Annotated in this window: 18 protein-coding genes; 14 read left to right on the forward strand and 4 right to left on the reverse strand. The window is 56.7% G+C overall.

Annotated features, from left to right (window positions below):
- Positions 1–53: 53 nt before the first annotated feature.
- The 4 genes from mfd to G7068_RS04490 all read right to left on the reverse strand — a co-directional run bounded on the left by mfd (position 54) and on the right by G7068_RS04490 (position 9,846).
- Positions 54–3,692 (reverse strand): transcription-repair coupling factor, encoded by a 3,639-nt coding sequence (mfd, locus tag G7068_RS04475; protein ID WP_166289488.1) that lies wholly within the window; start codon positions 3,690–3,692, stop codon positions 54–56.
- Positions 3,689–4,315 (reverse strand): aminoacyl-tRNA hydrolase, encoded by a 627-nt coding sequence (gene pth, locus G7068_RS04480; RefSeq protein ID WP_166289491.1) that lies wholly within the window; start codon positions 4,313–4,315, stop codon positions 3,689–3,691. Before pth ends, mfd begins: the two co-directional genes overlap by 4 nt.
- A gap of 130 nt (positions 4,316–4,445) precedes the next feature.
- Positions 4,446–5,036, reverse strand: coding sequence for a 50S ribosomal protein L25/general stress protein Ctc (locus G7068_RS04485; RefSeq protein ID WP_166289494.1), 591 nt, complete (start codon positions 5,034–5,036; stop codon positions 4,446–4,448).
- Positions 5,037–5,259: 223 nt separating this feature from the next.
- Positions 5,260–9,846 (reverse strand): FtsK/SpoIIIE domain-containing protein, encoded by a 4,587-nt coding sequence (locus G7068_RS04490; protein ID WP_166289496.1) that lies wholly within the window; start codon positions 9,844–9,846, stop codon positions 5,260–5,262.
- A gap of 203 nt (positions 9,847–10,049) precedes the next feature.
- Here G7068_RS04490 and G7068_RS04495 point away from each other — a divergent pair, with 203 nt between their 5' ends.
- From G7068_RS04495 to G7068_RS04560, 14 genes are all read left to right on the forward strand, one after another.
- The gene (locus G7068_RS04495; protein WP_166289499.1) at positions 10,050–10,352 is read left to right on the forward strand and encodes a WXG100 family type VII secretion target; all 303 of its coding nucleotides are present in this window, start codon (positions 10,050–10,052) and stop codon (positions 10,350–10,352) included.
- A 62-nt stretch (positions 10,353–10,414) separates the two neighbouring features.
- Positions 10,415–10,897, forward strand: coding sequence for a hypothetical protein (locus tag G7068_RS04500; protein ID WP_166289501.1), 483 nt, complete (start codon positions 10,415–10,417; stop codon positions 10,895–10,897).
- Between the two features lie 3 nt (positions 10,898–10,900).
- Positions 10,901–11,194 carry a hypothetical protein gene (locus G7068_RS04505; RefSeq protein ID WP_166289504.1) on the forward strand — a complete coding sequence of 98 codons (294 nt, stop codon included), beginning with the start codon at positions 10,901–10,903 and terminating at the stop codon, positions 11,192–11,194.
- Positions 11,191–12,579 carry a putative T7SS-secreted protein gene (locus G7068_RS04510; protein WP_166289507.1) on the forward strand — a complete coding sequence of 463 codons (1,389 nt, stop codon included), beginning with the start codon at positions 11,191–11,193 and terminating at the stop codon, positions 12,577–12,579. The genes G7068_RS04505 and G7068_RS04510 overlap by 4 nt, the downstream gene beginning before the upstream one ends.
- Positions 12,569–12,934 carry a DUF7674 family protein gene (locus tag G7068_RS04515; protein ID WP_166289510.1) on the forward strand — a complete coding sequence of 122 codons (366 nt, stop codon included), beginning with the start codon at positions 12,569–12,571 and terminating at the stop codon, positions 12,932–12,934. The genes G7068_RS04510 and G7068_RS04515 overlap by 11 nt, the downstream gene beginning before the upstream one ends.
- 149 nt (positions 12,935–13,083) lie before the next feature.
- Positions 13,084–14,517 (forward strand): putative T7SS-secreted protein, encoded by a 1,434-nt coding sequence (locus G7068_RS04520; RefSeq protein ID WP_341873764.1) that lies wholly within the window; start codon positions 13,084–13,086, stop codon positions 14,515–14,517.
- The gene (locus G7068_RS04525; RefSeq protein WP_166289516.1) at positions 14,514–15,110 is read left to right on the forward strand and encodes a DUF596 domain-containing protein; all 597 of its coding nucleotides are present in this window, start codon (positions 14,514–14,516) and stop codon (positions 15,108–15,110) included. The genes G7068_RS04520 and G7068_RS04525 overlap by 4 nt, the downstream gene beginning before the upstream one ends.
- An 80-nt stretch (positions 15,111–15,190) precedes the next feature.
- Positions 15,191–15,787, forward strand: a complete 597-nt coding sequence (locus G7068_RS04530) for a DUF596 domain-containing protein (RefSeq protein ID WP_166289519.1) — start codon at positions 15,191–15,193, stop codon at positions 15,785–15,787.
- Between the two features lie 82 nt (positions 15,788–15,869).
- Positions 15,870–16,130: a hypothetical protein gene (locus G7068_RS04535; RefSeq protein ID WP_166289522.1), complete on the forward strand. Its 261-nt coding sequence runs from the start codon at positions 15,870–15,872 to the stop codon at positions 16,128–16,130.
- 583 nt (positions 16,131–16,713) lie between these two features.
- Positions 16,714–17,133, forward strand: a complete 420-nt coding sequence (locus tag G7068_RS04540) for a DUF7674 family protein (RefSeq protein ID WP_166289525.1) — start codon at positions 16,714–16,716, stop codon at positions 17,131–17,133.
- Between the two features lie 166 nt (positions 17,134–17,299).
- Positions 17,300–17,908, forward strand: coding sequence for a hypothetical protein (locus G7068_RS04545; protein WP_166289528.1), 609 nt, complete (start codon positions 17,300–17,302; stop codon positions 17,906–17,908).
- Positions 17,909–17,975: 67 nt separating this feature from the next.
- Positions 17,976–18,365: a DUF7674 family protein gene (locus tag G7068_RS04550; RefSeq protein WP_166289531.1), complete on the forward strand. Its 390-nt coding sequence runs from the start codon at positions 17,976–17,978 to the stop codon at positions 18,363–18,365.
- Between the two features lie 66 nt (positions 18,366–18,431).
- Positions 18,432–18,830 carry a DUF7674 family protein gene (locus tag G7068_RS04555; RefSeq protein ID WP_166289534.1) on the forward strand — a complete coding sequence of 133 codons (399 nt, stop codon included), beginning with the start codon at positions 18,432–18,434 and terminating at the stop codon, positions 18,828–18,830.
- 123 nt (positions 18,831–18,953) lie between these two features.
- Positions 18,954–19,319 (forward strand): DUF7674 family protein, encoded by a 366-nt coding sequence (locus G7068_RS04560; protein WP_166289537.1) that lies wholly within the window; start codon positions 18,954–18,956, stop codon positions 19,317–19,319.
- Positions 19,320–19,621 lie beyond the last annotated feature (302 nt).

Below are 19,621 nucleotides of genomic sequence, written 5' to 3' on the forward strand. Positions count from 1 at the left end.
GTCTCAACATAAAGTTCACTCATACTGTTGAGACGCGTTCACTCAGCAAGGGTTCACGCAGCCGCAGCGTCCTCCTCGAGTAGCGTGGCGAGCACACGACCGGTCCAGGCGACCACGTCCCCCTCGTCTCCGACGTGCCGCTGGCCGACCCCCGCGAGCGGGCTGCGTGATGACGCTGTGCCGCCGGGCAGCGGAATCTGCAGGTTCTGGCTCGCCTCGGTGTAGCGAGACCCGGGATACATGCGGTTCATGCGCATTTTGCGCGAGTCGAGCAGTTTCACCGGTTCGAGGCGCAGCGCGGGACCAGCAGCGACCACCTTGGTAAGGCCAAGCCGTGACGCACGGCGACGCAGCGCCGAGACTGCGGCGAGACGCTGCACCTCTTCAGGCGGTTCGCCGTAGCGGTCGGTGAGCTCTTCGAGCACCAGCGCAACGTGGTCCTCTGGCGCCTGCGGGTGTGATGCGGCCGAGAACTTCTGGTAGGCCTCAAGCCGCAGCCGCTCGCTCTCAACATACTCCTCAGGAATATGCGCATCGACGGGCAGCTCAAGCACCAACTCGGTGTTGCTCTGCACGTCTTCACCCTTGAACGTGTTCACGGCCTCGCCGATCATACGCAGGTAGAGATCGAATCCCACGCCTGCGATGTGGCCCGACTGTTCCCCACCGAGCAGGTTGCCCGCGCCACGCAGCTCAAGGTCTTTGAGGGCGACCTGCATACCCGCACCGAGCTCGTTATTCGTGGCGAGCGTTTCGAGGCGCTCGTGCGCGTGTTCGGTGAGCGGCCGCTCGGGGTCGTAAAGGAAGTAGGCGTAGGCGCGCTCGCGGCTTCGCCCGACACGGCCACGCAGCTGGTGGAGCTGGCTCAGTCCGTATTTGTCGGCGGCGTCGATGATGATCGTGTTGGCGTTTGCGATGTCGAGGCCGGTCTCGATGATGGTTGTCGAGACGAGCACGTCGTACTTGCGCTCCCAGAAGTCTTGCACGACCTGTTCAAGCTGATGCTCGCTCAGTTTGCCGTGGGCAACGGCAACGCGGGCCTCGGGCACAAGTTCAGCAATTTGCGCGGCAACCCGAGAAATCGAAGAAACCCGATTGTGCACAAAGAACACCTGCCCCTCGCGCAGCATCTCGCGCCGGATCGCGGCACCGATCTGCTTATCGCTTCGAGGGCCGACAAACGTGAGGATCGGGTGACGATCCTCCGGGGCAGTTGCGAGTGTCGACATTTCGCGAATGCCGGTGACCGCCATCTCGAGTGTGCGCGGGATGGGCGTTGCGCTCATCGCAAGGATGTCGACGTTCGTCTTCAGTTTCTTGAGCTTGTCCTTGTGCTCGACGCCAAAGCGCTGCTCCTCGTCAATGATGACAAGTCCGAGGTCTTTGTAGAGCACGTTTTCGGACAGCAGACGGTGTGTGCCGATGACAACGTCGACAGTGCCAGCAGCGAGCCCCTCGATGGTCTCTTTCGACTCTTTGTCGGTCTGGAACCGGCTGAGCGGCCTGAGCTGCACCGGGAATCCGGCGAAGCGATCCTGAAAAGTCTCGAGGTGCTGGTTGACCAGCAGTGTGGTCGGCACGAGCATGGCTACCTGTTTGCCGTCTTGCACCGCCTTGAACGCCGCCCGCACGGCCACCTCGGTCTTACCGAATCCCACGTCGCCCGCGACGAGCCGGTCCATGGGGATCGACTTCTCCATGTCGCGCTTCACCTCGTCAATGGTGGTGAGCTGGTCGAGCGTCTCGGCGAACGGAAAGGCTTCTTCGAGTTCGTGCTGCCAGGGAGTGTCTGACGAGAAGGCAAAGCCCTTGGAAGCAACACGAGCGGAGTAGAGTTTGACCAGTTCGACGGCGATGTCGCGCACCGCTTTGCGGGCCTTCTTTTTCGCGTTTGACCAGTCGTTGCCGCCCATCTTTGAGAGGGCCGGAGCCTCACCACCCACGTAGCGGGAGAGCTGGTCGAGCTGATCCGTCGGCACGTAGAGTTTGTCTTTGGGCATGCCACGTTTGGTTGACGCGTACTCCAGCACCAGGTACTCACGCAGCGCTTTTGTCGCGTCTCGACCGATACCAGTGGGCACCATACGCTGGGTCAGTTCAACAAAACGCCCGATGCCGTGCGTCTCGTGCACAACATAGTCGCCGTTCACGAGCTTCAGCGGATCCACCACGTTTTTGCCACGGCGCTTCGCAAGCTTCTGCCCGCTCGCGGCCTGGCTCGAAACCGCGCGACCGAAGAACTCCGCCTCCGATACCAGCAGCAGCTTCGCTTCCTCGCTCTCGAAGCCGCTCGATGCGTCTCCGGGCACGAGGTAGACCACACCGTCTTCAAGTACCTCTGGCAGTTCTTCAACCAGCCGAGCTGCGGCTCCCGCTTCCGAGAGCACGTCACGGGCACGCTCAACCAGCCCGATCCCCCGTGCCGTAACGATGGCGTGCCACCCGGCGGCCAGTCGCTCACTCAGCAGGTTAATCGTTGCCCCTGTGGCCTCTGCACTCGACGATTTCAGTACGGGGCCGCCGTGCACGTTGATGGTGACGAAGTCGGCGTAGTGCACATGCTCGTCAGCGTCTTCGGTGTCGTCTTCATCGCGCACAAAACTCGAAACCGACCACCACGGTCGCCCCTTCGACGCTTTGCGCAGTTGCGACATCGAGAGCATCCCGCTGTCGTCGACGGGGATCGGCGCATCCGCTCCGGCCGTTGCCGCGTGCCAGGCGGCCTCCAAAAATTCGCGGTTCGTTTCCGACAGGCTGACCGCCCTGCTGGCAACACGTTCAGGCGAGGCAACGAGCACGGCACCACCCTCAGGGAGCAGAGAGGTGAGGGGCTTGAGCCCCGGCACGAGCTGCGGCAGCAGACTCTCCATGCCCTCAACAGGAATCCCCTGGCTCATCTTTTCGAGCAGAGTGCTGAGTGCCGGGTATCGGGGCAGCAACTCTGCCGCTTTCTCGCGCACCTCGGGGGTCAACAGCAGCTCGCGAGCGGGCCACAGCTCCAGCTCAGTGAGGGGATCCCCCGCGCTGCGCTGATCTGAGACCGCAAAGTGCCTGATCTGGTCTACTTCGTCACCAAAAAAATCAACGCGAGCCGCGTGGTCTTCAGTTGGCGGGAAAACGTCAAGAATGCCGCCGCGCACGGCGAACTCTCCGCGGCGAGTGACCATATCGACGCGGGTGTAAGCGAGTTCAACAAGCTCCCGCGCAACGGTTTCGAGCGGGTCAGAAGCCTCCCCAGCTCGCAGCACAATCGAGCGGGCTTCAACCGCGTGGGGCGATACTGGCTGCAGCGCTGCGCGCACCGATGCGACCAGGATCAGCGGGCCGTTCTCCGCGTGGTTTACGGACTCACGCAAAACTCGTAGAGCGTCCGCTCGTCGCCCCACGGTCTCAGCGCTGGGGCTGAGACGCTCGTGTGGCAGTGTCTCCCACGCTGGAAACTCGACGGTGGTGGCCTCTGGCATGAGCGAAGCGAGAGCGCTGCGCAGCGAATCGGCCTCGCGGCTGGTCGCGGCGATGACGAGGAGTGGTCCGCGATCCCCATTTTCCCTGCGTCTGCGCACGAGACCCGCGATGAGCGGTGCCCGAAGGCCCTCGGTGACGGCGAACTCCGCGTCCCTTGCACTCGCGTCGAGCGCTCGGGCAAACGACTCTGAGGTTTCAAGGAGTCGGTCGATGCCACGCAGTGTCATTTTGTGCTCCGCCCGTGAAAGCGCTGCTGAGCGGCGAGCAGGCCTTCCGTGGTGAGCGCCTCGGCCGCGTCGGCAGCGTCTTCGAGCAACACCGCGAGCGCATCACGCTCGGAGGTTGCGAACGGGCGCAGCACGTAGTCAGCTGGATCTTGCTGGCCCGGCGGTCGCCCAATGCCGACTCGCACGCGCAGAAACTCGGGGGTTCCCAGTGCCTTCGCGATGTCGCGCAGGCCGTTGTGGCCACCGTGGCCACCGCCCTGCTTCAATTTGATGCTGTCAAAAGGCAAGTCGAGTTCGTCATGGATCACAACCACACGCTCGGGCGGCACTTCAAAATAGCGGGCAAGCGCCGAAACGGGACCACCGGAAGTATTCATGTACCCGTTTGACTTCGCAAGAATCAGTTTTGGGCCGCCGGGCACCAATCGCCCCTCTGCGACCCGGGAGTTCGTGCGGTGAGAAGAAAACCGAGCGCCCATGCGTTCAGCAAGCACATCGAGCGCCATCTGGCCTACGTTATGCCTGGTCGCCTCGTACTTGGCACCGGGGTTGCCGAGGCCAACAATCAGCCAGCTGTCACTCGCCACGCGATCCTCTGCTTTCTTTTTCTTTCGCCAGAACATCTGATTCCTTAGTAATCATGATCGCAGCAGCCACCGACATTGACGATGAGCATTCTCTCCGAGCAGACAAACGGCCCGCCGTGTCGGCGTTGAAGCGCCAACCCGACGGGCCAGAAAGTGTTCGAGTAGATTACTCGGCAGCGGCCTCTTCGGCTGCTTCTGCCTCTTCGTCTGCAGAGGAACCACGCGGCACAACAACGTGAACCACGAGCTGCTCAGCGTCGTCGAGCAGCACAGCCCCCTTGGGGAGCTTGATGTCGCCAGCGAGCACCTGGGTGCCCTCTTCAGCACCCTCGATGTTGACAACAACATTCTCGGGGATCGAGGTTGCGGGAGCGCTCAGGCGCAGCGTGTTGAGCTCGAGCAGCGCGTTGGTGCCAGAGAACGACTCGCCCTCAACGTGCACGGGAACCTCAACGTCAACGAGCTCGCCCTTCTTCACAACGATCAGGTCGAGGTGCTCGATGATCTGGCGAACCGGATCCTTCTGCACATCCTTCACGAGCACGAGCTCCTTGCGGCCCTCGATGTCGAGTTCGATGATCGCGTTTGCCTGGCGAATGATGAGGCTCAGCGGGTGAGTCTCTACCGAAACATGTACGGGATCGGTGCCGTGTCCGTACACAACGGCGGGGGTGCGGCCCGCAGCGCGCAGCTTACGAGCAACGCCCTTACCGAAAGCATCGCGGTTGGCAGCTGCCAACTTGTTGGTCTGGCTCATGTTGAATCTCCTTGACGGGCTCTCGCCCAATGAGGGCGGCATAGCCGCCAGGATTGGTGTCTCGCACTTGCGTAGAAACGCAGCAAGATGGCCCGCTGAGGCGTTCCGTCCCGCGTCGATAACGGGCTCAAGGCCCCTCGCCGAAGTACAGCTACATATCTTACACGAGATTTACAAAGTCGCTTCGGCATCTCGATCAACGACAACCATCGTTCGCGCCCTTCTACTCGACGGGTGCTCCAACGTGGATCCCAGTGAGTGTTCCGTTTCGAGCAAGCAGTCCACGCCCAGGAGGATAATCTGCCCTCTTCGCGTAGGTAAACGGCGTAGTAAAAATACTTGGCGCGTCGTTCGCATCCGGTTGCAGGGCGATCGCCCAGCGCGCACCCCTGAGCGGGGTCGCGAGTTCCCAAACGGTACTGAGGGTCGCGTTTTCACCCTCCACGATGACGGTGTGCTCGCTTCGACGAAGTAACTTCAGAAGGGTTGCGAGAGTATCTTCGTTGCCCGAGCCATCGAATCCCCCAATATCTTCAATCACGACGAGTCCCTCCGCCCCTGGCAATGGGAAGGGAACGGGAGCCAAGGGCTCCGGAACTTCTACCGGATCGGGAGACGAGAAATCACCTATGAGTGGCAGCATCGCCAACCCGACCGGGTCAGCTTTTCTGCCGCCAAGGGCAAGCGTAAGCCGTTCAATGACCGCCTCACGCGTGTCGGGCGTATCCGCGACGCTCGACCAGATCGCAAGGTCACGAAGTTTCGAGCGTCTGGGAGAGATGAGCACCGCTTCAAGACGCTGTCCTGTCGCATTCGCCCGGTGAGCGCAGGTTTCAATCAGCGTGCGAATTGTAGTTGTTCGCCCTGATCCAGCTGGGCCCGTAACGAGCAGCATCCCGCTTTCAGGAATATCAACGGGATCCATCTGAACGGTGTCGATCGCAAAGGAGTGCATGCTGCCTCCCTGAGCTACGATCTCAGATCGGGCGATGTGCAATGGAATTTCCGGGATTCCTTCGACTTCCGCAACCCCTTCTTCGCGCAACGCGTGCGCAAAGTTTCCAAGCTCCACGTCAATATCTGACGGGTCGCTCGTTTCACTCGGAAGTGCGAACTGTATTTCCTCGTCTGAGCCGATACGGATAGCTCGCCCAGGAGGAGCATCTTCGAGTGCCGCGGCGGGCACACCGAGAAGCTGGTAGTCCGCTTCTGAAGGGTGGAAGAACGTAAGCCTTTCAGGAACGCTCGCGGCCAGAGCAGCGGGCAAATTCGCAGACCTTTCGGACGCAAGTACAACATGGATACCGACGTTCCTGCCAGAACGTGCGATCTCCACGAGATCTTGGAACGCTGTAACCCCACCGCTTGCATGCTCATAGACGTCCCTGAACGTTGCAAAACCATCTAGTAGCAGCAGGATCGGCGGGGCGCTCTCTTCTTGTCCCGCCACCCGACTCGCGGCCGTACGTGCAAGCATTCCTAGCAGTCTCGCAACCCGATCCTTCTCGTCCGCGGGAACAACGTCTCCGGTGTTGGGAAGTTGAGTGAGCGCCGAAAGCCGACCACCACCCATGTCGAGCCCAAACACTCGCGTTGCGCTATCACGCTCGATCGCGGACACCGCCGTGGTGATGAGTGCAGAAGTCTTGCCAGACCCCGAGCCGCCAAATATTGCCATATTTCCGACGTCTGAGAAGTTGATCCGGTATGGCGACTGTCGCTGCAGGTGTGGTTCATCAATGAGCCCGAGCGTGAACATAAACCCTTCAGAAGCGGTCCCGGACCGCTCACGTTTATTCTGGAGCGAAGTTAGCGGCAACACCTCTGGCAGTTGATCTACCCAGGGCCTTCTCGGCTGTTTCAGCGCGGCCTGGTGAGAAGCTGCGCGAATATTCTCGGCAAGCAGCTCAATGTCGCGCGGCCCCTTTTTTACTTGTTGTGCGGCTTGACGAATTTCGGGCTGAAGTGCCCAGGGTGCATGTTCGCCGAAAACGAGATCGCGAATCTCCACTGCTTCTTGATGGTCTGACTCCGCTCGACCACCCAGATACGCGGCCTGAAAGTGAGTGAGGCGCCCGGCTCCCACCTTGACAGCAGCACGCCCCGGCGTTTCAGGAGCGAAGAACGCAGCGTCCTTCACACCTAGCACGTCGCTGCTGTCCGCGGGATCCGCCATACGAAGCCCAATACGCAAGTTCGTGTTCGCACGCAGATTATCCTTGATTACTCCGGCGGGTCGCTGCGTCGCCATGACCAGGTGAAGCCCGAGCGACCGCCCTCGCTGCGCGACGTCGATAACGCCGTCAACAAAGTCGGGGATTTCGTTGACAAGCGCCGCAAATTCGTCAATCACGATAATGAGAGTTGGGGGGGCATCGGGATCGCCACGACGTTCAAGCGCGATGAGATCCTTCGCGCTCTTCTCTGCGAGCAGTTCTTCTCGGTACCGCAGCTCAGCGCGCAGTGAGGTGAGTGCACGCCTCACCAAGTGAGTGTTGAGGTCTGTGACGAGCCCCACCGTATGCGGAAGGTCGACACAATCGGCGAACGCGGCCCCACCCTTGTAGTCAACAAGCAGAAAGGTGAGACGGTCAGGCGCGTAGTTCGCGGCAAGTGAAAGTATCCAGGTTTGCAGAAACTCTGACTTGCCTGACCCCGTGGTACCACCAACAAGAGCGTGTGGGCCGTGTGTACGGAGATCAATCTCCACGGGTCCGGCACTCCCCTGCCCTACGATCGCGGAGAGCTGTCCCGAGTCTCGTTCGGCACCAGGTGTCCAATCAGCAACAAGGCTGTCGCTGTGTTCCCAATTCCGCAGCACCGCGTCTCGCGAACCGAGAATATCTTCTGAAACAATCTGTCCGAGTGCAACGCTGCGCGGAAAATCACTCTCGTCAAGCACACGTGCTCCCGCGTCCACAACGGGAGCAAGGGCACGCGCAAAGGTTTCGGCAAGGGGTGAATCTATAAAGTCGAGGTGGGTGAGGGGCACAGATTCCCCCTGACGTACGAAGTGCGCTTGCCACGAGTGCTCTTGCACTTCAACAATAGTTCGGCACGCTGCCGGTACCGCACCGATGTGGGGGGCCAGCCAAAGAACGTGGACACCGACGTCAGCACCGTCTTCGGCGAGCCCAACGAGGCGAGTCCGGTCCACGATGGTGTCGGAAAGCACTAGAACGATCACAGCGGGAGTTGGGGCAACGTTCGAGGCGGGAGCAAGCCGTTCACTCACATCAGAGGCACTCCCCTCGATTCGGGAGCGCAGTGAACTCGATTTCGCAGACTCAGCTCGCTGCATAATCAAGCCCTCAAGAGAGGTGAGAAGCGCGCCGGCGCTACGTTCGTCTGCTACCAAGTGCGGAGCATTCAATGGACTATATGCAGAATCGACATGAGGGATCCACTTCAGCCAGGCCCATTCGTCATTTGCCTGCGATTCGCTCGCGAATGCGGTGAAGACGAGGTCGGCCGGCGAGTGTAACGCGAGGAGCTGGATCAGCAACGAACGCGTCACAGACCCCGCCCAGAGGGGCGGCCCCGCAACTGCCAAAGACCCACACCTATCGAGCCGCTCAAGCACGGGCACGTTCGGTACGGTGTTGTATTTGTCGTGAAGATCAGTGAGGTCCGACCAATCATTCGCGGTGATCTTGCCTCGCGGCGGAAGTTTGATTTCTTTCCTGCTCGGAAGCGTCGCTTTCCCGAGGCGCAGTTCGAGAAATGCTCGATGCTCTGCCCGGCGAGTCCAGAGCTGCCGGGACCGACTGCTTGGCAGCGGCAATAATTCTTCTGGCGTGGGAGTTTCAGCGTTGCGTGCTTTCTGCTCCTCCTCAAAATTGAGTGCAAGTTCCTCACGAGCGAGAGCGATCCCCTCTTCAAACTCCAGCTTCTTCCGTTTCAGTGTCTTCCGCTGTGTCAGACGGGTATCGACCCAGGTGCTCAGCATGATGAGCGGCGAGAGCGCAATAAACACCAAGCTCATCATTGACTGCGTAACGAAATACAAGACGACCCCCATAAGCAGCGGGGAAATCATTGCGATGATTGGAAAACGTCCGGGATCCGGAGGATCCGGAGGCGCAGGGAGTTCGATCGGGTCGGGAGTGAAAACCGGGTCGACTTGAGGCGATTGGAGATGCAACACCGAGCTGCTCAACGGCGTTTGGGGTTTCGCGGGCGGCCCCACATCAATCCGAATCTTTACCGTTCCAATTTCTACTACGCACGAGCGATCAATACGTAGTACCCGCGATCGTTGTTCTTCCCGCAACCCTTGTTCGTTGAGAATGCCGATCCCGTTTGCCGAGCCAAGATCTTCAAGATCCAAGCCCGTGCTGGTGGTTCGCAACACAGCATGTCGCCTGGAAACGCTTCGCTCGTGGAGCTCAATACGATTCGATCGGTCCCTACCAATCGGGTTCTCCCCCTGCACCGCAACGAAAGAGATTCCCTTTTGCACTCCTTCAAGAACGGTCAAGATAGCTACGGGAACTTTCGCGCGGGCTCCCTCTCCCGGTGCCGCTTCAAACACCGGCTCCACGCCACTGCCGGGCTGCAACCCCGATTCCCCAATCGGGTCCCCCGAATCAAGGATCAACGGCCCCCTATCAGCAAACCTCGCTTTGAGCGTTAGTGGGGCCTGCCGATGCATCGCAAACGGCAGCAGCTGAGGATCACCAGCACCCGCTCGAGCGAGGCCGCTTGCGACTTCTCCGACCGTAGCGGTCACATCAGCCGTTAAGGTGACGTCTCGATTCTGTCGTTGCGCGTGGTCTGCAAGACGGGTGAGGGTGACTCGGAGTTTCATTCAAAAATCCGTTCCTGCCAGGAATCAAAAGGGCAATCGTGGCGGTCAAGACATATTAGGCCGTTATGAACTTGCACACTTGAATTAGGTGGGGGTAAATTGTGAACATTCAGAGATCTCTTTGAATATTGATATCTCGTGGTGGCCTAGATAAGAGTATAGGTCTGCCATGACTCTGATTTATTAGACATTAGGAGTGGGCAATGGCTGCAACAAACGTCAAGGTTAGTTACACGGAGATTCAGACCGCAGCGAGCAATCTCGGTAACGGCAAGACCGAAATTACAGAGAAGCTGCGCTCCATGCAGACCCAGATCCAGAACCTCGTAACATCAGGCTTCGTAACAGATGTCGCGTCAAAAAAGTTCAACACCGCTTACACGACGTACACCACGAGCGCGAACACGTTGATCGCTCAGCTGACTGAGATTCAGAACTTCCTCACCGGCACTGCGTCCGCGATGCAGGATCTCGATACTCAGATCGCAAGCAAGATTAACTCCTAACCATTTTGCACCCGAGCAACACCTCGGATCACGAAGCAGCGGTCCATTCTGCCTCAATACCTGTGTCAAACGCGGGCACCGAGACAGAACGGCCGCTGCTTGTCGAGTTCGCTGAGTTATGGTCGCGAGGCCTCGCAGACGAAGAGAAGCTTTGGCAACTCTTCGATGTGTGCGAGATGTACATGTATCGCCCCGACTACTTCGGAGCACCCGTGTTTCAGAACGAAAATGTGCTGATGACTCCGGTGTTCTCCACGGAAGATCTCCTCGGCGAATTCGTCGCTGCGTCCCCTGCACTCGGCGTCGAGAGTGGTGCTGAGGGGTTTGACTGGGTACGCATTACGGGCGCCCAACTGTTTGGGCTTCCGATCCGTGCTCGTTACCTCGGCATCGACCTCGGGCTCGAGCACGGTGTCGTGTTGGATCTTGCGGCTCGGCAAGATCCTCCTCCGCTCGCGAATAATGCTCCCCCGTTTGGTATCAATCTTGAGATCGGTCCGGACGGCAACACACTTAACGCCCACCTTCGAGAGGATGTGTCTTAGGTTATGGCTTCTCTCCAGCTCTCTCCTCAACACTTTCGTAATGGTGCGACGAACGCGTCGACCATCGGGTCCGCGATCACGAACCTTCCCGTCCGCCACCTCAACAATGGTGACCTCGGCCACGCAGGCGTCGCCGCCGCACTCACCGGGTTCCGAGACGCCTGGATCACGGAACTCGCACTCCGTAAAAAAGCTGCGACCGAAGCGAAACAACTCCTCATCAACGCCGCGACCGATACCGAACGCGTCGATACCCTTCTCGCGAACGCTGCCGCCCGTATCGGTAACAAAAAATGAGCATCTCGGGTGCCGCGTCCGCGGAAGCGTTGATCCCGGGAAACCCGGCCCACATCCAACACGCGTTAGACACCGTCACGTCCGGGGTTGATCCCGCACGACATATCCAGACTGCGTGGGGGCAGATGCGGATCCCGGGCTGGCAAGGCAAAGCCGCGAACGCGTGGAAGCCGTTCACCCCTCGCGAAGCGACCTACATGGGGAAAGCCCCCACTGCGATGGGAATGGTTGCGTCTGCGCTTGCCGACTACCAGACCGCGTTCAACACCGCACGGGCAGAAGCACAAGCCGCGATCATGGACGCGCAGGCCGCTGAACGCCTCACCAGTGACGCACAAACCAGTTACCGTGACGCGATCCGGAAAGCCGCTACCGCGAAACCTGGCACTCCCGACGCGAAAGTTGCCCCGTACACAGATCCCGGAGCGGTCCCGCTGCAGAACGCGCAAACCAGGCTCGATACCGCCCGCACCACACTCAACAATGCAGGCAACACGACCGCGGCAACGATCCAACAAGCCGCCCTCAAAACCTCCAACGTGAAGCCCACCATCACCGGCGCCGGACACATACGACCCACCGCAAACATCCCGGTGAGCCCCAACACAGCCCCTGATTTGTCGCACGGTTTTGAAGTCCTGCGAGGGATCGCGCTTGGATTATGGGATTTAATCTGGGATAACTTTACGCCTAAGCAACTGTATGAGCAGTTCATGGCGATACCGAAAACGCCTGAAGAAATAAAAAAGTATGAGGCCGCGCGAAAACTATTGATGGATGCGTTTGCGGCCGATCCGCTCGGCGTGTTCAAGTACGGACTAAAAGCATACTGGGACAGTTTGATCCGCAAAGATCTATGGGATAAGAACCCGGGCGAAGCGCAGGGACGCTTGATGTTCGACGCGCTCTTGTTCGCGATCCCGGCAGCGGGCTGGGCTAGCAAGGGATCACGGGCCGCAGGTGCGGCCAAAAACACCTTCAAGAAACCACCCAAACCCGACCTACCACCCGTCAACAAAGGAAGCGGGAAGAAAAGCAACTCTGGCGGAGGTAAAAACACCATAAAATCGCCAAAGGATAAGCCCTACACCATGGCGCAACCCCCGAAAGTCAACAACGCGGATCTACAGAATCGACTCAACCAAGCTTACATACGCCCCGGAGAGACTTCGCAGATCGCGGGTGATGGATCCCTTACTACGGCAATCAGGTACGAATTACGAACCGGAGAAAAAGTCGGTGGAAGTGATCACGTTAAGAAGGGTATAAATGTCAGCAACAGCATCAAGAAATGGTTGCGTTTAAATCCACAAGGTGACCCGCTTGACATTCAGACCGCTCAACGAATATTGAAGGAAATCGAGGACGCTCTTAATGGAAAATAACGACTCGCCCACAACCCCAGAGGATAACGATTTTTGTGCAGCCCTAGCTAACAGAGTTCATGATTTAACCCCGCTTTGGGAGGAACACATGAACGACCCTATCGACGAACCACTCCCTTACATATTCATGTCAGATGTGGCTCGGTGGGCGGAAGCGAACGCTGTCGAGCACGAAGATACTGTTCTCCAAATCCTCTCCATACTTAATGATGGTTACCTTCATGGTCAAGGTGATGTTCCCAACCTCATTCGGGTCGGTTTCGGGGAATCTATCTTGATTGATACGCCGTTGGTTCCGCTGCTTACTGGCGAGTTACGAAAGTGGCACAACCTCGATTTTGGGTTAAACAACTAACAGCTTTGCTCTCGGGGATCAGTATCGGCAACGCAGACGTGGACATACTCAAGCCACCACCCAAACCGGACCTATTCCTCTGTCGGCAAGGGCAACAGTCCCCTCCTCATCAATGCCGCGAACGCTGCCGCCCGTATCGGTAACAAAAAATGAGCATCTCGGGTGCCGCGTCCGCGGAAGCGTTGATCCCGGGAAACCCGGCCCACATCCAACTCGCGTTAGACACCGTCACGTCCGGGGTTGATCCCGCACGACATATCCAGACTGCGTGGGGGCAGATGCGGATCCCGGGCTGGCAAGGCAAAGCCGCGAACGCGTGGAAGCCGTTCACCCCTCGCGAAGCGACCTACATGGGGAAAGCCCCCACTGCGATGGGAATGGTTGCGTCTGCGCTTGCCGACTACCAGACCGCGTTCAACACCGCACGGGCAGAAGCACAAGCCGCGATCATGGACGCGCAGGCCGCTGAACGCCTCACCAGTGACGCACAAACCAGTTACCGTGACGCGATCCGGAAAGCCGCTACCGCGAAACCTGGCACTCCCGACGCGAAAGTTGCCCCGTACACAGATCCCGGAGCGGTCCCGCTGCAGAACGCGCAAACCAGGCTCGATACCGCCCGCACCACACTCAACAATGCAGGCAACACGACCGCGGCAACGATCCAACAAGCCGCCCTCAAAACCTCTAACGTGAAGCCCACCATCACCGGCGCCGGACACGTGAAACCCACAATCAGGCCGGCTGCAGCATCGAAGTCTTCTGCTCCAGCTATTGAGTGGTGGGATCAGATCCTCGAGTTTCCTGGCCGTCTCGTTGAAGGCTTTCTGCTGCAAGGCACTGAAACCGCTATTGGCATGTGGCAGATGCTGCCGTTTACGTACATGATCGATGAGCTCTTTGGTGGTGAGAGCTGGATGGATCGCTACGGCGAGTTTTGGGGCAATATCGGCAAAGCGATTGCCGCCGACCCATGGAGTATTCCTCGAGAGATTGTTCTAGACTTCTTCGCTGCCGATCATTGGAACGGATACGCCGGAGAAGGCGTCGGCCGAGTGTTCTTCAATGTCGCTTCGATCGTTGTGGCACCAGCAAAACTCGCCAAACTCGGAAAAGTCGGGAAAGTTGCTTCGAAGGTTGAAAACGTCTTCAAGAGCGTGGATGATCTCGCGTTGAATTTCTTTGGTAAGAATAACGCCGGGAAACCAATCAAGATTGGCGACAAGACCATCAAGGATCTTAACCTTGCAAATAAGCCCGAAAAGGTTCGGGTGATGGATGCGACACCATTCAAAACGCAAGCAAAATTGAAGGAAGCAGTTCTCGATTATGCTGAGGAGATCGCAGGGAAACCACTCAACAAAGTGGATATGCCTGACGGCTCAGATTTGTGGAATGTCAAGGTTGAACGCCCTGACGGAACGCAAGTGGTCGTCAACGTGCGTGAGAAATCAACGACCAAGAACAAAAATGATGCCGACGTGGGACTCACACTAGAAATTATTGATAAAGACCATTGGCAGGCAAACGGCTGGCCTAAAGCACAACTTGAGTTGAAGTTCGGATGGGGTACAAAACAATGAATTTCAGTGTCGAGCAGTTGCTTTGGATATTCGAAGTCACTGAAGAAGACGATCTTAACGGAATCTGGATTTATTTTGACTCCGATTCTTCCGATATAAGACCACCGCTGGGCATTCCTTCGATGTCGTTTGAGGAGCGCCGCGGAGCGTTCATAGATCTACTGACAGTTTTACTTCATAAGGGTTACATCCGTTTTGTGCAGCAATGGGAGGAAGGCGAACCAGAGCTTGCTGGATCGATTTCCGAGCAGATTGAGGTACTAAACGCTTCCCTGCCTCACAGTAGAGAAGAACTCAAAGTCGATGGTCATGATGACATCTGGTTTATTGCGAGATGCCCGGTGGACATTGTCTGGTCTTGGCCAGGACGCAATCCTGAACCGCTGTTTCCAGGCCATAATCCCCGCTTTTCATACATTGATGACTACGCATCTTGGGATGGTCGGATTGATCCGGAATGGTCGAACTGGAAATTCACTCAAGGGCGCCTGCGTCTAGATGACTTTTCATCAGAAGAAGAAGCCTCAGCATTCTGGAAAGCGCACCCGAACTATTTCCAAGACACGCCCCGTATTGAACGAATCATCGAGTAAGACTTCCGCTTGTTTTCTCCACGAAGCTGGTCCGGTTGGCCCGACGAACGATTTGAGTTGAAGTTCGGATGAGGTACAAAGTGACACGTTTTACTACTGAGCAGTTGCTTTGGATGCTCGAAGGTGCAGACGATAGCAATCTGGACAGTATCTGGGATTATTTTGATGCCGAGCCAACAGCAATTGAACCGCCGATGGAGATCGTGTCGTTGCCATTTGAGGAGCGCCGTGAAGCGTTCTTAGAACTGCTCTCATTTTTACTCGAGAAGGGGTACATCCGTTTTGCGTGGCAGTGGAAAGAAGGGGAACCATACCTGACCGGTTCCATTCCTGAGCAGATTCAGGCGCTGCGCGAGGCTCTCCCCAGCAATGACGAAGGGCTCCTCTTGAACGATCTCCCTGTCTGGTTTTTTTCAAGGTGTCCGATAGACGTTGTGTGGGCTTGGCCGGGCCGCAATCCTGAACCATTGTTCCCTGGCCACAATCCGAGGTACACATACATAGATCCTCGAGCGTCTTGGGATGGTCGGATTGATCCGGAATGGTCGCACTGGAAATTCACTCCAGGGCGTTTGCGTCTAGATGACTTTTCGTCAGAGGAAGTAGCGTCAGCATTCTGGAAAGCGCACCCGAACTACCTCCAAGACACACCCCTCATTGAACGAATCATCGAGTAAGACTCTCGCTTGATTTCTCCGCGAAGTTAATCCGGACGGCAACACACTTAACGCCCACCTTCGAGAGGATGTGTCTTAGGTTATGGCTTCTCTCCAGCTCTCTCCTCAACACTTTCGTAATGGTGCGACGAACGCGTCGACCATCGGGTCCGCGATCACGAGCCTTCCCGTCCGCCACCTCAACAATGGTGATCTCGGCCACGCAGGCGTCGCCGCAGCTCTCACCGGGTTCCGAGACGCCTGGGTCACGGAACTCGCGCTCCGCAAAAAAGCCGCGACCGATACCGAACGCGTCGATACCCTCCTCGCGAACGCTGCCGCCCGTATCGGTAACAAAAAATGAGCATCTCGGGTGCCGCGTCCGCGGAAGCGTTGATCCCGGGAAACCCGGCCCACATCCAACACGCGTTAGACACCGTCACGTCCGGGGTTGATCCCGCACGACACGTCCAGACTGCGTGGGGATCGATGAAGATCCCCGGGAGCGGGCTGGGCTAGCAAGGGATCACGGGCCGCAGGTGTTGCAAAGAACACCGTCAAGAAGCCGCCCAAGGCGCCACAACCACCTGTCACCAAGGGTGGTGGCAAGAATGCGAGCTCAGCTGGCGGAAAGGGCACCAACTGGTGGAAGCCAAATCCCCGCCCGGCAAAAATGGCAACTCCCCCTGCGGTCAAAGATGCGGACCTGCGGAATAAGATCAAAGATGCGTACATACGACCAGGAGTAAAGTCACAGATCCCAGGTGACGGGTCACTCGTTACGGCGATCAGGTACGAACTTCCAACAGGAGGAAAAGTTGGAAACAAGGGTCACCTGGTAAAGGGAAAAATTGTAAGAAATAGCCTGCGAAAATGGCTGCGCATGAATAAAAACGCGGACCCCACGGATATTCAAACAGCTCAGCGAGTATTGAAGGAGATCGAAAATGCGCTTGCCGGACGATAACGATTTCATCGCGCCTGAGGACGATGCCTTCATCCCGCCAGAGGACAACGAATTCTGCATAGCATTAGTTAAGGCAGTGCCCGCCCTTGCTCCGCTCATGAAGAAGCATCTAGAGATGGAGGAAGGCGAACTGCTTTCCTACATGTTCCTGTCAGAAGTTGCTCGGTGGGCTGAAGAAAATGCCCTCACAAACACCGAGGATGTCCGACTCGTCATCGATGCGCTCAACGAAGGTCTCGAAACAGGAGAGGGTGACGTTCCGAATCTAATTGCGGTTGGCTTTGGGGAGTCTCCAGGTCTAAAGGGGGCGGTCATTCCCCTACTCACCGGTGAACTAAGAGAATGGTACGACTACGATTCCGGGATTACCAGTACTCCTCCTAGACTCAGAAGTCAGTAACAGTAAAAGTGATCCGCGATTTGTTCCAACAGGCAACTGAGTTTTCGGCATATGTTGCGCGGCCGTACGATCCAAAATCCCAATAAGTAAGTAGTGGCCAGTGTCAACCAACTCTCGAGAAATGCACCCAACAACTAGCACTAGTACGAAATCTTGGCGTTGAACATTGATTCGAGTAATCACTGATCCCGAAGAACAAAATAGAGCGTTTGCCAGGGCCAAACGATTTGTTGGCGATGACGAGCATCTTTTAGCCACTGATTGGCTCGGTCAGCCAGAAGTCTTTTGTCTTGCTGAAGAAAACGAAAATCACGGAGTGCACCACGATGATGGAAGTTTGAAGGGCGCACTAGAGTGCTTTCCAGATGACAATTGGCGCACCGCAGAAATTGTTAATCGGAACAGAATATTGGATCCTCTTGAAGTGCCAAGTCCAGCATTTCAGACAATATTTGACCCCACAGGCATCCAACTTGCTAGTCATTATAACGGTCGTGGATTCATGCTTTTCAGCATGGAGAATGATGCGGTGATCCTTTATTCACCGGAATATGAATATAAGCTTGTTGCAGGATCCGCTGCGTTTGTTCGCACATATTTCGAGAACGCGGTCGAGGACCCTATCGTGGAGCTCCGAAGCTTAAGCTCCCACAATATAGATTGGTGGAAACGACAGGGCGTCGGCTCACAAGCCTTGGCGATTCAAGACGGCCTGGAAACTGCCCTGTCTCACGTGAATTTACCACCTCCTCCCCCGCCGCAAAGCAGGGAGTAAGGCTGATCCGGTTCCATCGTGGCACTTAATCAACGGAACTCGCGCTCCGCAAAATTGGATGCACTCAATGGAAAATAACATGTCATTGACAACATCAGAAGACGATAACTTTTGTGCAGTCTTAGCCAAGACAGTTCCCGCTTTAGTGTCATTGTGGAACAAATACATGAATCACCCAACTGATGAGCGCCTCCCATACATGTTCATGGCGGATGCAGCTCAGTGGGCCGAGGCAAATGCACTGGAACACGAAGAGGATGTCCACCGAATGATCTCGGTGCTTAACGAGGGCCTAGATGAAGGTGAAGGGGACGTCCCCAACCTCATAGCGGCTGGTTTCGTGGAAGCAATGTCTCGCGATACACCATTTCTCGCTTTGGTAACCGGTTCCTTAAAAGCTTGGGTCGACTACGACTTTGGATTCAGTTCGGTACAACCCCAGCTCAGAGGCCAATAGCGGCAAACACATTTCGCTACCCACTTTGCCCATAAACTGCGCAACAGGAACTGAAGGAGGTTGAACGTGCATTCGCCAGAGGACGATGACCATTTTGCGATTCCAGAAGATAATGATTTTTGCGTTGCCTTGGTTGAGGAGGTTCCTGCCCTCGCCTCACTGATGAGAAAGCATCTGGAAGACGAATTCGGAAAAATTGAATCCTACGTATTCATGTCCGACGTTGCCAGATGGGCCGAAGCAAATGCAGCCGCTAACCCAGCAATCGTTACGGGACTTGTTGACGCACTCAACAACGGCATTGATAAAGGAGACGGAGATGTTCCGAACCTAGTCGTGGTGGGTTTCGTCGAGTCTCTGCCTCAACCCACCCCTATCTACCCTCTAATAAATGGCTCCCTGAAGGGTTGGGTCGACTTTATTTTTGGGATAAGCAAAGTGCAACCGCTGCTTCGGGGTCAGTAGTGTCAACATTTGAACGTTGTACACAATCTCCACAGCGTATTTCTAAGTATGTTCCCTGATCGCTCACCCGTATTCGCATGAGCAAAAGTTCAGCGAGTATTGAAGGAGATCGGGGTGAACTAAATGGAAAATAACTTCTCACCTACAACCCCGGAAGACAACGATTTTTCTGCAGCCCTGGCTGACAGCGTTCATGATTTAACCCCGCTTTGGGAGGAACACATGAACGACCCTATCGACGAAGCACTTCCTTACATTTTCCTGTCAGATGTGGCTCGGTGGGCGGAAGCGAACGCTGTCGAGCACGAAGATACTGTTCTCCAAATCCTCTCCATACTTAATGATGGTTACCTTCATGGTCAAGGTGATGTTCCCAACCTCATTCGGGTCGGTTTCGGGGAATCTATCTTGATTGATACGCCGTTGGTTCCGCTGCTTACTGGCGAGTTACGAAAGTGGCACAATCTCGATTTTGGGTTAACCAACTAATAACTTTGTTCTCGGGGAACAGTATCGGCAACACAGTCATAGACATAGTCAAGTCGCCACCCAAAATGGACCCATCCTCTGCCGGCAAAGGCAAGGGTAACTCCTCATGAAGCGACCAATGGCTGACCTATCAGACTTGTAGGCAGTGAAAGTCGACCGTCTTCACTGCTCCCGAGCAGTGGCCAATATCATCAATGTGTGCGAGAAATCAAAGAGCGCCGACCGCAACGATACTGACGCAGGTCTGACACTTGAGATTATGGATAAAGATAAGACGGGGTGGAAAGACAAAGGCTGGGCGA

The organism is Leucobacter viscericola (genome assembly GCF_011299575.1).
GTDB classification, from domain to species: Bacteria; Actinomycetota; Actinomycetes; order Actinomycetales; family Microbacteriaceae; genus Leucobacter; species Leucobacter viscericola.